General features: G+C 31.3%; 14 protein-coding genes. 12 read left to right on the top strand and 2 right to left on the bottom strand.

The annotated features are described in order from the left end of the window. Positions 1-427: 427 nt before the first annotated feature. From mnmG to spoVG, 12 genes are all read left to right on the top strand, one after another. The gene (gene mnmG, locus HMPREF1552_RS02065; protein ID WP_021743386.1) at positions 428-2,320 is read left to right on the top strand and encodes a tRNA uridine-5-carboxymethylaminomethyl(34) synthesis enzyme MnmG; all 1,893 of its coding nucleotides are present in this window, start codon (positions 428-430) and stop codon (positions 2,318-2,320) included. 102 nt (positions 2,321-2,422) lie between these two features. Beyond that, the gene (locus tag HMPREF1552_RS02060) at positions 2,423-3,829 is read left to right on the top strand and encodes an MATE family efflux transporter (RefSeq protein ID WP_021743385.1); all 1,407 of its coding nucleotides are present in this window, start codon (positions 2,423-2,425) and stop codon (positions 3,827-3,829) included. Positions 3,830-4,394: 565 nt separating this feature from the next. Continuing rightward, positions 4,395-5,990, top strand: a complete 1,596-nt coding sequence (gene pckA, locus HMPREF1552_RS02055) for a phosphoenolpyruvate carboxykinase (ATP) (protein ID WP_021743384.1) — start codon at positions 4,395-4,397, stop codon at positions 5,988-5,990. Positions 5,991-6,131: 141 nt separating this feature from the next. Continuing rightward, complete coding sequence (locus tag HMPREF1552_RS02050; protein ID WP_039900973.1) at positions 6,132-7,523, top strand: oxaloacetate decarboxylase subunit alpha; 1,392 nt, start codon at positions 6,132-6,134, stop codon at positions 7,521-7,523. 64 nt (positions 7,524-7,587) lie between these two features. After that, positions 7,588-7,854 (top strand): hypothetical protein, encoded by a 267-nt coding sequence (locus HMPREF1552_RS02045; RefSeq protein ID WP_039900972.1) that lies wholly within the window; start codon positions 7,588-7,590, stop codon positions 7,852-7,854. Between the two features lie 59 nt (positions 7,855-7,913). Further along, positions 7,914-8,264, top strand: a complete 351-nt coding sequence (locus HMPREF1552_RS02040) for an OadG family protein (RefSeq protein ID WP_021743381.1) — start codon at positions 7,914-7,916, stop codon at positions 8,262-8,264. A 29-nt stretch (positions 8,265-8,293) separates the two neighbouring features. Further along, the gene (locus HMPREF1552_RS02035; protein WP_021743380.1) at positions 8,294-8,668 is read left to right on the top strand and encodes a biotin/lipoyl-containing protein; all 375 of its coding nucleotides are present in this window, start codon (positions 8,294-8,296) and stop codon (positions 8,666-8,668) included. Positions 8,669-8,722: 54 nt separating this feature from the next. After that, complete coding sequence (locus tag HMPREF1552_RS02030) at positions 8,723-9,841, top strand: sodium ion-translocating decarboxylase subunit beta (RefSeq protein WP_021743379.1); 1,119 nt, start codon at positions 8,723-8,725, stop codon at positions 9,839-9,841. A 495-nt stretch (positions 9,842-10,336) separates the two neighbouring features. After that, positions 10,337-11,083, top strand: coding sequence for a biotin--[acetyl-CoA-carboxylase] ligase (locus HMPREF1552_RS02025; RefSeq protein WP_039901004.1), 747 nt, complete (start codon positions 10,337-10,339; stop codon positions 11,081-11,083). Between the two features lie 96 nt (positions 11,084-11,179). Beyond that, on the top strand, positions 11,180-12,172 hold the full coding sequence (locus HMPREF1552_RS02020; RefSeq protein ID WP_021743377.1) for a phosphate/phosphite/phosphonate ABC transporter substrate-binding protein: 993 nt from the start codon (positions 11,180-11,182) through the stop codon (positions 12,170-12,172). A gap of 18 nt (positions 12,173-12,190) precedes the next feature. Then, entirely contained in the window at positions 12,191-12,436 is a 246-nt protein-coding gene (locus HMPREF1552_RS02015) for an RNA-binding S4 domain-containing protein (RefSeq protein ID WP_021743376.1), read from the top strand. Between the two features lie 93 nt (positions 12,437-12,529). Further along, positions 12,530-12,814: a septation regulator SpoVG gene (gene spoVG / locus HMPREF1552_RS02010; protein WP_039900971.1), complete on the top strand. Its 285-nt coding sequence runs from the start codon at positions 12,530-12,532 to the stop codon at positions 12,812-12,814. 120 nt (positions 12,815-12,934) lie between these two features. Here the strand turns inward: spoVG and HMPREF1552_RS02005 are convergent, their stop codons facing one another. Then, a complete protein-coding gene (locus tag HMPREF1552_RS02005; protein ID WP_039900970.1) occupies positions 12,935-13,603 on the bottom strand; it encodes a TIGR02206 family membrane protein in 669 nt (222 codons plus the stop codon). Between the two features lie 31 nt (positions 13,604-13,634). Then, entirely contained in the window at positions 13,635-14,363 is a 729-nt protein-coding gene (locus HMPREF1552_RS02000; RefSeq protein ID WP_021743373.1) for a hypothetical protein, read from the bottom strand. Between the last annotated feature and the right edge of the window lie 27 nt (positions 14,364-14,390).

Genomic DNA, 14,390 nt, shown 5'->3' with positions numbered 1-14,390 from the left:
TTCTTATAAAGAAAAAATAAAACTCGATTTTGAATTAAGGTTATTTCAACACAAATAATTGAATATAGTTTAAAATTTACTTCAAAATCTCAAACAGTTATTTTTTCTTTAACGAAATTTTGCTTAATATTTGTTTTTGTTAAATAATTTATTATTAATTAAATTAAAATTGTCGTGATTTTTTTTGAATGAAATTGAAATAACTAATATTGCGAAATAAAAGGGGATGGCGACTGATCCTCTTTACGTTTAGAAAAAATAAAAGTATTGAGATAAACAAAAAAATAAATATTAATAAAAAATAATCTTTGTCAATTTTAAATACAATTATTAAGATAAATACTTAGAGTTAAAATTAAATTTTTGGATAAAGTTATCAAATAAGAATAGTAAAAAAATAGATTAAATTGAAAGGAAAATTTAAAAAATGAAAAATTATGACATAATTGTTGTTGGAGCGGGTCATGCTGGGGTGGAAGCTGCTCTTGCATCGGCAAGACATGGACTGAAAACAGCGTTGTTTACAATATATCTTGACAATATTGCGATGATGTCTTGTAATCCTTCGGTTGGAGGACCAGGAAAAAGCCATCTGGTGTCGGAACTTGGAATGCTTGGCGGAGAAATGGCAAGGCATATTGACAATTACAATTTGCAGTTAAAGAACTTGAATCATACAAAGGGACTAGCCTCTCGGATTACACGGGCTCAAGCCGATAAATACTGGTACAGGGTTAAGATGAGGGAGATTATCGAAAAGCAGGAAAATCTCGATTTAGTGCAGGGAATTGTTGTGGATTTGATTGTGAAAAATAAAAAGGTTATGGGAGTTAAAGACAATCTTGGGATAAAATATGGGGCAAAGGCTGTTGTTTTATGTACAGGAACGTTCTTAGGCGGAGAATATGTTATGGGGGATGTAAAATATTCATCAGGACGGCAAGGAGAGCCTGCGAGTGTGGATTTGCCTGATAAGCTTGTGGAATATGGCTTTGAGCTGGATAGATACCAGACAGCCACTCCTCCGAGAATTGCCAAATCTTCAATTGATTTTTCAAAAACAGAGGAATTAAAGGGAGAGGACAAGCCACGATATTTTTCTTACGAAACAAAAAAAGAATATAATTCGACTTTACCAACTTGGCTTACATTCACAACACCTGAAACAATAAGAGTGGGACAGGAAATGCTTAAATATTCACCGATTGTTACAGGAATTGTAAGTACGAAGGGTCCACGACATTGTCCTTCACTTGATAGAAAGATTATGAACTTTCCAGAAAAAACGAATCATCAGATATTTTTGGAGCAGGAATCTGTGGAATCAGATGAAATTTACATAAACGGATTTACGACAGCAATGCCTCCATTTGCACAGGAAGCAATGTTAAAAACGATTAGTGGGCTAGAAAATGCTAAAATTGTGCGTTACGGGTATGCTGTGGAATATAACTTTGTACCTGCGTATCAATTAAAATTAACTCTTGAAACAAAAGTTCTGGATGGACTTTACACAGCGGGAACGATTAATGGAACGAGTGGATATGAAGAAGCAGCCTGTCAAGGATTTATGGCGGGAGTGAATGCTGCGAGAAAAATTTTAGGGAAAAAGGAAATTGTGATTGACAGAATTGAGGGATATATCGGTGTTTTGATAGACGATATAATAAATAAAAAAACACCAGAGCCTTATCGTGTACTGCCTTCAAGAGCTGAATACAGACTGACTTTGCGTCAAGACAACATTTTTATAAGACTTTTGGAAAAATCGAAGGAAATTGGGTTATTAAATGCTGAAAAATTAGCCGAACTTGAAAATACGTGTCAGGAAATTGAAAATGAAGTTGAAAGATTGAAAGGAATTACGGTTTATCCGACTAAGGAAAATAATGAAAAATTACTTGAAATTGTAGAAAAACAAAATCAATCTGAAAGTACGGAAATTGAAAAAACTAGTAAAAATAGCATGAACAGCCCTGTTTCAGCTTTTGAATTTCTTGCGAGAAAAGAAATTAACTATAATAATTTAAGTGAATTTGTGGAAACTGTGAAATTGTCGGATTTAGCGAAGGAGCAAGTGGAAATAAATGCGAAATATAACGTATTTATTGAAAGGGAAAAGGCACAGATTGAGAAATTTAAAAAACTGGAAAAAATGATAATTCCAAAGGATTTTGACTATGAAAGCGTAAAAGGACTTAGCAATATCGCTATTTCTGGGCTTATATATGGACAGCCTGAAACGATTGGGCAGGCTAGCAGAATTAGTGGAGTTACTTATAATGATATTTCGCTTTTAATTGCGATTTTGAAGAATTGATAAAATTAAATAATACTGGGGTCTAGAAAGTATAGTTATAGTTTTTGAGTTCAGTTTTAATAAATTTTATTGAAATGTTTGAAAATTTAGGAAGGAAAAAGAATGGAAGAAAGTATAAAGATAAAAAACAGCTTAGAAGATAACAAAAAAATGAGATTTGGCACAGAATCAATCCCAAAATTGTTAGTTTCACTTGCAGTGCCAGCAATTATTGCTAATCTTGTAAATGCACTTTATAATATTGTGGATCAGATTTTTATTGGACAGAAAATTGGATTTCTAGGAAATGCAGCTACGAATGTAGCTTTTCCGCTTACGACAATTTGTCTTGCGATTGGACTTATGACGGGAGTCGGGGCGGCGACGAACTTTAATTTGGAATTAGGCAGAAAGCGTCCAAAAAGAGCAAAAAGTGTAGCAGGAACAGCGGTAACAATGCTTCTTTTAGGCGGGATTATATTATGCATATTAATTAATATCTTTTTAAAGCCTATGTTAACAGCATTTGGGGCGACAAATCAGATTTTTGACTATGCGATTGAATATACTCAAATTACATCTTTAGGGATACCATTTTTATTATTTTCAATAGGGGCAAACCCTTTGGTAAGAGCTGATGGAAATGCCTTTTATTCGATGCTTGCGATAGTTGTTGGATCGCTTGTAAATACTATATTAGATCCGTTATTTATGTTTGGATTTGATATGGGAATGGATGGTGCGGCTTGGGCAACTGTAATTGGGCAGTTTGTATCAGCAGTTATGCTAGCTTTGTATTTTTTCAGATTTAAAAGCGTGAAATTTGAGTTAAGGGATTTTAAGATAAGAATACGAGAAATAGGGATTTTATTTGCATTGGGGACATCGCCTTTTATTTTTCAATGTTCTGCTTTAGTTATTCAAATTGTAACAAATAATCTGCTAAAGATATACGGGGCAAAATCCATTTATGGAAGTGAAATTCCAATTGCTGTTGCTGGAATTGTTATGAAAATAAATGTTATATTTATAGCGATTGTATTGGGACTTACTCAGGGAGCACAGCCTATTGCAGGATACAACTATGGAGCAAGGAAATATACGAGAGTCCGTGAAATATTAAAATTGACATTAAAAGCCGCTTTTGTTATTTCAATAGTAGCATTTGCGATATTCCAAATTTTCCCGGTACAGATAATTTCTGTATTTGGAAGTGGAAGCGAACTTTACTTTAAATACGGAACAAAATATATGAGAATATTTTTATTTTTCATATTTTTAAATGGTATTCAAGGTGCAATTACATTGTTCTTAACATCAATTGGAAGGGCATTCCAAGGGGCTGTCCTATCGCTTGTAAGACAGATTATATCATTATTGCCGCTACTTATAATTTTACCGTACTTTATGGGAGTTGATGGAATTATGTTCGCTTTTCCAATAGCGGATTTGGTAGCATTTATTGTATCGGTAATCATTTTGAAAAAGGAAATGAAAAAAATTCCTAAATTGGATGAGGATACTTTATAATTTATTGACTTCTTGAAGAATATTATAACACCTTTTTAAAGTATAACCTAAAATTGTAATTGTTATATTTAAACAGAATTTTATGATAGAAAAAGATTCAATTATATTTTATCTTTATAACAAATTTAATCTTTCGTAGAATAATCTTTTAATTAAAAATTTATAAAAATTATTGACTTTTAGGAAAAATGTGGGATAATATTAATGTAGGGAGAAAATAATGTTGAATACAATTTGAGACAATTATATAGTAAAATAATAAAAGTCATGTATGACAAATTCAATATTTGTTGTATATTTTTAAAAAATATAAGCTATAAATTGTAATTTTTTGATATATTTTTAGCTTTATTGAAATTGTTTTAGAAAATATTGTTAAAATTTTAATATTATCCCGATAAATTCAAAATTTAAATATTTAAAACTAATATTATTTTGTATTTCCCTACTGCTATAGTAGGGATTTTTTGTTTTTTATAAAAGAATCTTGGAAAAATGTCGCAATTAATATTATAATTTATGATAAAAATATTACTAAAATTTTCTGAAATATGGAGGAAGCAATATGAAAAAATTGACAAAGGATCTTGAGAAATTAGGAATTGTAAATGTGGCAAAAATCTACAGGAATTTAACGCCTTCTGAGCTTATCGAACATGCATTAAGCCGTAAGGAAGGAACACTATCTGAAACAGGAGCTTTAGTTGTAACAACAGGGAAATATACAGGGCGTTCACCTAAAGACAAATATATTGTTGATACCGCTGGTATTCATGATAGAATTGCCTGGGGAAATGTAAATAAGTCTATTGAAAAAGAAAAATTTGATTCTATTTATAACAAGCTGATTGCATATTTGCAAAATCGTGAAATTTTCATATTTGATGGAATGGCAGGAGCAGATCCAACTTGCAGACGAAAATTTAGAATAATAAATGAACGTGCTAGCCAAAATTTATTTATACATCAGCTTTTAATCCGTCCAACAGAAGAAGAGCTAAAGGATTATGGGCATTCTGACTTTACAATAATTGCAGCACCAGGATTTAAATGTAATGCCAAAATTGACGGTATAAACTCTTCGGCTGCAATAATTATTGATTACGAAGCAAGAGTCGGTATTATTTGTGGAACAGAGTATTCTGGAGAAATTAAGAAAAGCGTATTTTCAATAATGAACTTTGTAATGCCAGAAATTGATGTACTTCCTATGCACTGTTCTGCTAATATGGATCCAAGAACTGGACATACTGCGGTATTCTTTGGACTTTCTGGAACTGGGAAGACTACACTTTCAACAGATCCTAACCGTAAGTTAATTGGAGATGATGAACACGGATGGTCTGATCACAGCATTTTCAACTTTGAGGGAGGATGCTATGCTAAATGTATAAATCTTGATCCAGAACATGAGCCTGATATTTACAATGCAATAAAATTTGGAAGCCTTGTGGAAAATGTTGTAATGAATCCTAAAACACGTGAATTTGACTTTTATGACAAGAGCTTGACAGAAAATACGAGAGTTGGCTATCCGATTAATCATATAAAAAATGCACAAATTCCAGGAATTGGAGGAATTCCAAGCGTTGTAATATTTCTTACAGCAGATGCATTTGGAGTTTTACCGCCTGTTTCAAGACTTTCAAAAGATGCGGCAATTTACCATTTTGTGACAGGATTTACTTCTAAGCTTGCTGGAACAGAACGTGGAATTACAGAACCGCAGCCTACATTCTCAACTTGCTTCGGAGAACCGTTTATGCCATTAGATCCGTTAGTTTATGCAGAAATGCTAGGTAAAAAAATAGAACTTCACAATACAAAGGTATTTTTAATAAATACAGGATGGTCTGGCGGACCTTACGGTGTTGGAAACCGTATGAACTTAAAATACACAAGGGCAATGGTAACTGCAGCGTTAAATGGAGAACTGGATGAAGTTGAATACAGACACGATGATATTTTCAATCTAGAAATTCCACAATATTGCCCAAATGTTCCAAGTGAACTTCTAAATCCAATAGACACTTGGGCAAACAAGGAAGCTTATGGAGCGGCTGCAAGAAAGCTGGCAAAAATGTTTAGAGAAAATTTTGCAGCAAAATATCCGAATATGCCAGAACATATTGTAAATGCAGGTCCAATGTGTTTTGAATAAATACAGCGATAGACAGTTCAGTAATGTTCAAACAACGAATATTAATTATTTAATTTTCAGTCAATTTTAAAAGTTTTGGGAAATGCTTAACTGTCTATTTTATAACAATTTTTAAATGTTTACTAAAATATGGAGGTTTTTATGGGAAAGGTAAAAATAACGGAAACATCGTTAAGGGACGGACATCAATCACTTATGGCGACAAGAATGACTACTGCCGAAATGCTTCCAATAATAGAAACTATGGATAAAGTCGGATATTACGCAATGGAAGTCTGGGGTGGAGCAACTTATGATGCGGCAATCAGATTTTTGCATGAAGATCCATGGGAAAGATTAAGAGAAATTAGGAAAAGGGCTAAAAATACAAAACTTCAGATGCTGCTGAGAGGACAGAATTTGCTTGGTTATCGCCATTATGCAGATGATATTGTGGACAGGTTCGTTGAGCTTTCGATAAAAAATGGAATTGATATAATTCGTACATTTGATGCTTTGAATGACACAAGAAATATAAGGCAGGCATCAGAAAGTACAAAAAAATATGGAGGACATAGCCAGCTTGCTATCTGTTATACAATTAGTCCTGTTCATACGATAGAATACTATAAAAAACTGGCTTTGGAAATGCAGAGCATGGGGGCGGATTCTATTGCTATAAAGGATATGTCAGGAATCTTGCTTCCAAATGCGGCTTATGAACTTGTAAGTGAATTGAAAGAGATTTTGAATATACCACTTGAACTGCATACTCACGCAACAGCGGGACTAGCTGGAATGAGTACCTTAAAAGCGATTGAAGCTGGAGTGGATATTGTGGATACGGCAATTTCACCTTTTGGAAGCGGAACTTCACAGCCACCTACAGAATCGCTTGTTAGAACCTTGCAAGGCTCGAAATACGATACAGGGTTAAATCTTGAACTTTTAAAGGAAGTCGCAGAGTATTTTAAACCTATAAGAAAAAAATATATTGATAATGGAACAATGAATCCTAAAGCTCTTGCTGTAGAGCCAAGCATTGTAGAATATCAGCTTCCTGGCGGAATGCTCTCAAACCTTTTATCGCAGTTGAAGGCGCAAGGAGCGGAAGATAAATATGAAGATGTGCTTCGTGAAATTCCAAAAGTCCGAAAAGACCTAGGTTATCCGCCTTTAGTAACGCCGATGAGCCAGATGGTTGGGACACAGTCAGTATTTAATGTCTTGACAGGACAGAGATACAAGATGATTCCAAAGGAAATTAAAGATTATGTAAAAGGAATGTATGGAAAATCACCTGTAAAAATTTCGGATGAAATTAAGGCGGTTATAATTGGAAATGATGAAATATTTACTGGAAGGCCTGCCGATTTACTACAAAATGAATATGACACAATGAAGAATGAAATAGGAAGTCTGGCAAAATCTGATGAAGATGTTCTAACATACGCATGTTTTCCACAGATTGCAAAAGATTACCTGAAAGAAAAGTACGAAGAAAAAAACTCGGAAGAGAAAATTAGTATTCAGAATATTGATGTCGTTTTTTAAAAGTTTTTAGAAATAAAAATTAAAATATAATAGAATAGGCAGTTTAAAAAGAGAGGTGAAAAAAATGAACTTAGATATAGATTACTTCAAGACAAAATTAAAGGAAATAACGGAATGGTATGAAAATACAAGATGGAACAAAAAAGCATTGCTTGAAAAAATATCGGAACTTGATATGGAAATAAATAAGACACGTGATGCAGAAAATCTTATAGATTGGGACAATTTAAGCCATATAGAAGAAAGAATTGTAAGTGATATGGTTCATTTGAGAAATAAAATGAAACTCTCGCAAAAGGAAAGATTTGATAGTTATTACGAAATAAAGTGACATGCAGAAACTGTTTAAATTTAGCAATTCAAAAAAACTTGAAAGGAATAATTTAAAATATGAAAAGTATTTTATTTGGAAGTTCGGCTGTAACTTTTTCAGATGCCATTTATATAACTGTTGTCAGTATGCTGATTGTATTTTTTATATTATTTTTGATTTCATTTGTATTGTCATTTTTTAAATACTTTTCAGCTTATGAGGAAAAAAATGTAGATATTGAAAATAAAAAAAGAAATGACAGTAAAATTCTGGAAAAGCAACAAAAACTAGATAGTGAACAAAAATTTAATATGGAAAAAATAAAAGATGAAACTATGCTGGCGGCAATGATGGCAGCTTTGATTGAAGCAGCTGGAGATAACAAGGATAGTCGTATAAGAATAAAAAATATTAGGGAAATAAAATAAAATCTGAAATACAAAGGAGTACAGAAAAAATGATTAAACTGTATAAAATTAGAATCGGAGAAAAAGTTTACGAAGTAGAAGTGGAAGATGTTTCAGAAAAAGAAGGAACTATTGAAACTTCAGCCAGTTCAGACAGCAAGCAAGACGTAAGCAAGAATGAAAATCCACCTTTACAAAAGGAAACTGAAGGAAGTGAAGTAATAAAAGCCCCTATGCAAGGACTTATAGTAGATGTCAAAGTAAAATCTGGACAAAAGGTAAAAGCTGGAGATGAAGTTGTGGTATTAGAAGCTATGAAAATGGAAAATCCAATTGTAGCGCCTTGCGATGGAACTATAAGCGAAATTAGAGTGGCAAAGGGTGATACAGTAAATACTGATGATATTTTAGTGGTATTGTCTTAAAATATAAAAATCTAATAAATTACTAAAAACCTTAAAGAAAGGAATGGTTTTCAAATGGAATTACTAAAAATTCTTTATGGAACAACAGGAATATCAATGATAACTGGAAGACAGATTATAATGATAATAATTTCGCTAATTTTGTTGTATCTGGCGATAAAAAAACAATATGAACCTTATCTATTGCTTCCGATTTCCTTTGGGATGCTGCTCGCAAATTTGCCTGCTGTTGCAAATGAAGGACTTATGGAAAAAGGCGGACTTTTATACTATTTATATCAAGGAGTAAAATTAGGTATTTATCCACCTCTAATATTTTTGGCAATAGGAGCAAGTACTGATTTTGGACCGCTAATTGCAAATCCCAAAAGTCTGCTACTAGGAGCTGCTGCCCAACTTGGAATTTTTATAGCGTTTATTGGAGCAATTTTGCTAGGGTTGACTGGGAAAGAGGCAGCTTCAATTGGAATTATTGGAGGAGCTGACGGACCTACAGCCATTTACTTGACAACAAAACTGGCACCACATTTACTAGGGTCAATCGCTATTGCAGCCTATTCGTATATGGCTTTAGTTCCTGTAATTCAACCTCCAATTATAAAACTTTTGACAACAAAAAAGGAAAGAACGGTGGAAATGACGCAACTCAGATTCGTAAGTCAAAGAGAAAAAATAATTTTTCCAATTGCAGTAACAATTATTGTTATTCTTCTAGTTCCGTCATCAGCTCCATTAATCGGAATGTTAATGCTTGGAAATCTTATAAAGGAGGCTGGAGTTGTTTCAAATTTAGTTGAACATGCAAGAGGAGCCTTGTTATACTGCATTACAATAGTGCTTGGAATGACTGTTGGAGCAACTGCTGACGGAGAGCATTTTTTAAGTCTGGTAACAATAAAAATTATTATTCTTGGGTTAATTGCATTTTCTTTTGGGACAGTAGGAGGGGTACTGTTTGGGAAAATAATGTACAAACTGACTAAAGGAAAAGTAAATCCTATGATTGGAGCAGCAGGAGTTTCAGCAGTTCCAATGGCGGCAAGAGTTGTACAGAAACTAGGGCAGGAAGAAAATCCCAAAAACTTTCTGTTAATGCATGCAATGGGACCAAATATAGCAGGTGTAATTGGATCAGCCGTTGCCGCTGGAGTTCTTTTAATAATATTCAGATAAAAAATTATTACTCTCATTAATCTAAAATTTTATACTTAGTGAGAGTGATTTTTTATATGTATTTTTAAATAATTAATACTAAACCACATTTAAATAACAAATTTATTACAAATTTTTTAATAAAGGATATAAATCTAATATTTTCAAACAATTAAAATATAATTTTCAATTTTTAAACATGGTCTAGTATAAACTAATCTTACGAAAAAAAGAAAAAACATAGTATAGTAAAACTTATTTAAAACTATACTCAAAAGCTATAACTATTTTACTCAAACCATTAATTTATATAATTTTAGCAGTTTAATTTAAAATAGGTTTGAGTATAATATGAAAAAATATTTATTAATCAAGATATATAAAAAATAAAAAAAACAATTTAATTGAATGATTATAAATTAGCTGTTAAACAACTATATTATAAAAAATTATTTCTATTTTAAACGGAGTTTAGGATAAATGGGAAATGGTATTAGAATAAATCTAGGAGAAAAAATGAAAGAAAATATAAATCTATATAAATTTGATGAACTTGATTCGACAAACGATTATTTACGAAGAAATCACAAAAGTCATGAAGAATTTGATGTTATTTCTGCTAGAACGCAGACTCATGGGAAGGCACGCAGACAGAATGACTGGGTATCTATGGATGGAATGGCTATCTTTAGCTTTTTCTTGAAGGAAAGGGATGACTGGGAAATCGAGAATTATTTAAAATTACCTTTGATTGCCGGTCTTGCAACAATAAATGGATTAAAGAAAATTGAAAATTTAGAATATAAATTTAAATGGACAAACGATGTTTATTTGGAAAACAAGAAATTATGCGGTATTTTGCTGGAAAAAACAGAAAATGTCTATATTGTTGGAATTGGGATAAATGTGAATAACATATTGCCAGAAAACTTACAAAATAAGGCAATTTCATTGACACAATTAACAAATAAGAAATATCAAATTGATGAAGTTATAAAAAGTATTGTTTCAGAGTTTCAAATATTATGTAAACAGCTGGAAAATGGATTATGGGAAAATATTTTGGATAAAATAAATAAAATAAACTATCTGAAAGGCAAAAGAATTGAGTTAAAATTTGGAAATGAAGTTGTTTCAGGAATTGCACATAATATTAATAAAGATGGAGAAATCGAAGTTTTAATGGAACAAAATGAGGCTGGAGAAAGGGAAGTTAGGAGTTTTTCGGTTGGGGAGATTTTTGAAAAGATAGTTTATTATTAGACTAAATTATTAAACTTATTTTTATAGAGAATTGACTATGCAAATGACAAATGTTATAATAAACTATATTTTATTTGTACTATTTAGGAGGTATTTATGAAAAAAAATATTTTAAGAAGTTTATTATTATTAGCAATCTTGCTGTTTACTATTAGCTGTGGCAAGAAAAATGATACAATCAAAATTGTATTTTTACCAAATGAAACTAATGATTCACTGAAAAAATCACGTGAAGAGTTTGCACGAGTTGTGCAGGAAGCAACTGGGAAAAAAGTTGAAATTGTTACAACGACTGACTATAATATTACAGTTGAGAATATTGTTTCTGGACAGTCGCAGATTGCATATATAGGAGCTGAAGCGTATTTGAATGCTAGACAGAGAACAAAGGATATTGAGGCTGTGCTTACAAATGCTGGAGAGAGCGGAACGTTAGAAGATGCACGTTATTACAGCTTTATTGCAGTTAGAGCAGAAGATGCCAATCAGTACCGTTCTGGAGATGGATTTGACTTGAAGAAGTTAAAAGGTAAGTCTATGGGATTTGTTACAAACAGCTCAACATCTGGATTTAAGATACCAGCTAATTTCATTGTAAAAGAATTTGGATTAAAAAATACGGATGAAGTGCTTGGAAATAAAGTATTTTCAAAAGTTATGTTTGGAAATTCGCATCCTGGAGCACAAGTTCTATTATTTAAAGGAGATGTTGATGTTGCAACATTTGCCATTCCAAAATCATTTACAATTTATGAGCTGACTGCCGGACAGGACTTTAATTCAGGAGCCACATACAAAGTGAAAAAGGGAGCGGTTGCACCATTTGGAGATTATGCAGGAAAAAGTTTTACAGTCATAAAGTCAATTCCAGTTTATAACGGACCAATCGTATTTAATACAAAAACTTTGGCAAAAGAAGATCAGGAAAAAATCAAGAAAGCTCTTTTGTCTAAGTCAACAACTGATAACCCTCATATCTTTAGTAACAAGAAAAGCAAGGTAAGAGGATTATTCCTAAAGGAAAACGACAATGTTGGATTTGTAGAAACAAATACAGCCTGGTATGAAGGAATGAAGAATATAAAATAATAAAAATAGAGGGGAAAAATGCGTTTAGACAAATTTTTAAAAGTAACAAGAATCATAAAAAGAAGAACTGTGGCAAAGGAGCTGGCAGATAACGGAAATATTGCCGTAAATGGAGAACAGAAGAAATCTTCTTATGATGTAAAAAAAGGCGATATTTTTGACATAAAGTATTTTAACAAGAATATAAAGGTAAAAGTACTGGATCTACCGCCTGAAAGCCTTAAAAAAGAACTTATTGACGAATATATTGAAATAATTGGATAATTATGAGGAAATATTGTTTTATCTCTTGTTTTTTAGGATAAATAGGGTATAATTATAGTGGAAGATAAATTTATACAAACAAGGAGAAGACTTATGAAAGTAACTGATATTCGTATTAGAATTGGAAAACAAACAGAGAACAACGAGAGATTAAGAGCTTATGCTGACATCACATTTGATGAAAGTTTTGTAATTCATGGATTAAAAATAATCGATGGACAAAACGGATTGTTTGTGGCAATGCCATCAAGAAGAATGCCGAATGGAGAATTTAAGGACATAGTTCATCCAATTAAACCTGAACTTCGTACTGAAATAACAAAAGTTATTCTGGAAAAATTTGAGCAGGAAAGTGCAGCTCAATCTGAAACTGAATAAAATTTTTTAATAAAAAAGTACACCTAAAATACTAAAATTATAAATACATAATAATACTAATATCAGTGGTGTACTTTTCTTTCTTCTTCTTTTTTTTTAAAACTTTTCCAAAGATTCATATTAAACCTTTCTTTTCATAACTGGCAAATATAACAAAAATTCTAAAAAAATCATTGTAGAAATCAGAACAATATCATATAACCAGATAGGATTTATAAACTTCACTTGTGGGATAATGTGGCTTTTTAAAAACATTGCATTTATTTCCTTAAAGATAAAGTTGTAGATAAACGCATAAAGAAATATAAGAAGTAATGCGATTATTGATTGAATAAATCCTTTTTTTGTAGGTCTTTCATCTAGATATTCATATCCAAAAAAAACTGTAAATACAATAAGTGCATGCATTATCATAAAAATATAGACATAATAGTTGTCATGATAGTAAATTATCCCGGGCAGAATTAGTGCCAATACTGGCCCAAAAGTTAAATAATAAACTACATTATATAAAAATTTTGTTCTAAAAATTAAATACAATCCTGCAAAAATTGCTGCAAAATTACAAAGATGCACAGGTGTAACATTGGTTATAGGTTCATTCTGATACATCAGCCTATAAATCGAATCAACTATTTTAAATATTAACAAAAAATATCCTAAAAATGTTGAATATTTCTTTATATCTATATTCTTAAAAAATTTTGGAATATAGAATAAAAATATGCAAAATAAAATTGAAACAATAAAAGTTTCTATATGAATAGGGCTAAAATAACTAAAAGTCAATAGCGTCTCCTTTCTAAATTTTTCATTTGATTTATTGATTATTTTCTACATTTAAGAAAATTATACCTGCTAAAATTTTTCTGTAAAATTCATTTATTCCATCTGCCAGTTTAAACAGAACTAAAATGACTATTACCATCAGCTCTGAACTAGCGTCTGTTGAATAATTTCCAATTATTACAGCAAATACGAGAAAAATGAAAGATAAAATATAAAAAATTATATTAACAACAATAAAAGGGATGATAATCCTTTTTCTATTTCCATCTAGAAGTTTAAAATTTTCTTCAATAGATTCAAAAAAATTAAAGTCTCTAGACAGATAAACTTGTCTGAAATATGAAAAACAGAGTGCAAGCACAATTATAATTGTAGAGGATGCCAAGTTGTTGCTCATCATAAGAATACTAAAATTTATTGAAGTCATTATTATACTTAGAACAATGGACTTAAATATTAAATTAGTTTTATCCAGTTCATTTTTCTCTCTAATTTTGCTTATAACACTATTTTGAAATAAACTTAGTATAAACTCAGTTGCCACTGTAATTAAAAAGCTTGTAATTAGTTCTTCTTTGCTGATTGTTTGAAACACAATAAAGTTTTTTAATACATATCCATTAATTCCAAATAATACAAAAGCTAGAAATAAAAACTTTTTATGTGTTTTAAATGATTTTATTAATACTTCAAAAGTTCTGCCTTGATATTCAGTTTGTGTTAAATCTTCAGTTTTCAATACTTCTCTTAATTCTTCCACTTTTTATTTCTCGCTTTCAAATTTTTA

The sequence above is a fragment of the Leptotrichia sp. oral taxon 879 str. F0557 genome (assembly GCF_000469385.1).
GTDB classification, from domain to species: Bacteria; Fusobacteriota; Fusobacteriia; order Fusobacteriales; family Leptotrichiaceae; genus Leptotrichia; species Leptotrichia mesophila.
Note: the sequence above shows the minus strand (reverse complement) of the source record. Positions and strands in the feature narration are given on the sequence as shown.

Coding starts and splice junctions, on each gene's coding strand:
- HMPREF1552_RS02050 (WP_039900973.1), top strand. CDS start 6,132: ATGGGAAAGGTAAAAATAACGGAAACATCGTTAAGGGACGGACATCAA.
- HMPREF1552_RS02020 (WP_021743377.1), top strand. CDS start 11,180: ATGAAAAAAAATATTTTAAGAAGTTTATTATTATTAGCAATCTTGCTG.
- pckA (WP_021743384.1), top strand. CDS start 4,395: ATGAAAAAATTGACAAAGGATCTTGAGAAATTAGGAATTGTAAATGTG.
- HMPREF1552_RS02060 (WP_021743385.1), top strand. CDS start 2,423: ATGGAAGAAAGTATAAAGATAAAAAACAGCTTAGAAGATAACAAAAAA.
- HMPREF1552_RS02025 (WP_039901004.1), top strand. CDS start 10,337: ATGAAAGAAAATATAAATCTATATAAATTTGATGAACTTGATTCGACA.
- HMPREF1552_RS02030 (WP_021743379.1), top strand. CDS start 8,723: ATGGAATTACTAAAAATTCTTTATGGAACAACAGGAATATCAATGATA.
- HMPREF1552_RS02045 (WP_039900972.1), top strand. CDS start 7,588: ATGAACTTAGATATAGATTACTTCAAGACAAAATTAAAGGAAATAACG.
- HMPREF1552_RS02035 (WP_021743380.1), top strand. CDS start 8,294: ATGATTAAACTGTATAAAATTAGAATCGGAGAAAAAGTTTACGAAGTA.
- spoVG (WP_039900971.1), top strand. CDS start 12,530: ATGAAAGTAACTGATATTCGTATTAGAATTGGAAAACAAACAGAGAAC.
- HMPREF1552_RS02040 (WP_021743381.1), top strand. CDS start 7,914: ATGAAAAGTATTTTATTTGGAAGTTCGGCTGTAACTTTTTCAGATGCC.
- mnmG (WP_021743386.1), top strand. CDS start 428: ATGAAAAATTATGACATAATTGTTGTTGGAGCGGGTCATGCTGGGGTG.
- HMPREF1552_RS02015 (WP_021743376.1), top strand. CDS start 12,191: ATGCGTTTAGACAAATTTTTAAAAGTAACAAGAATCATAAAAAGAAGA.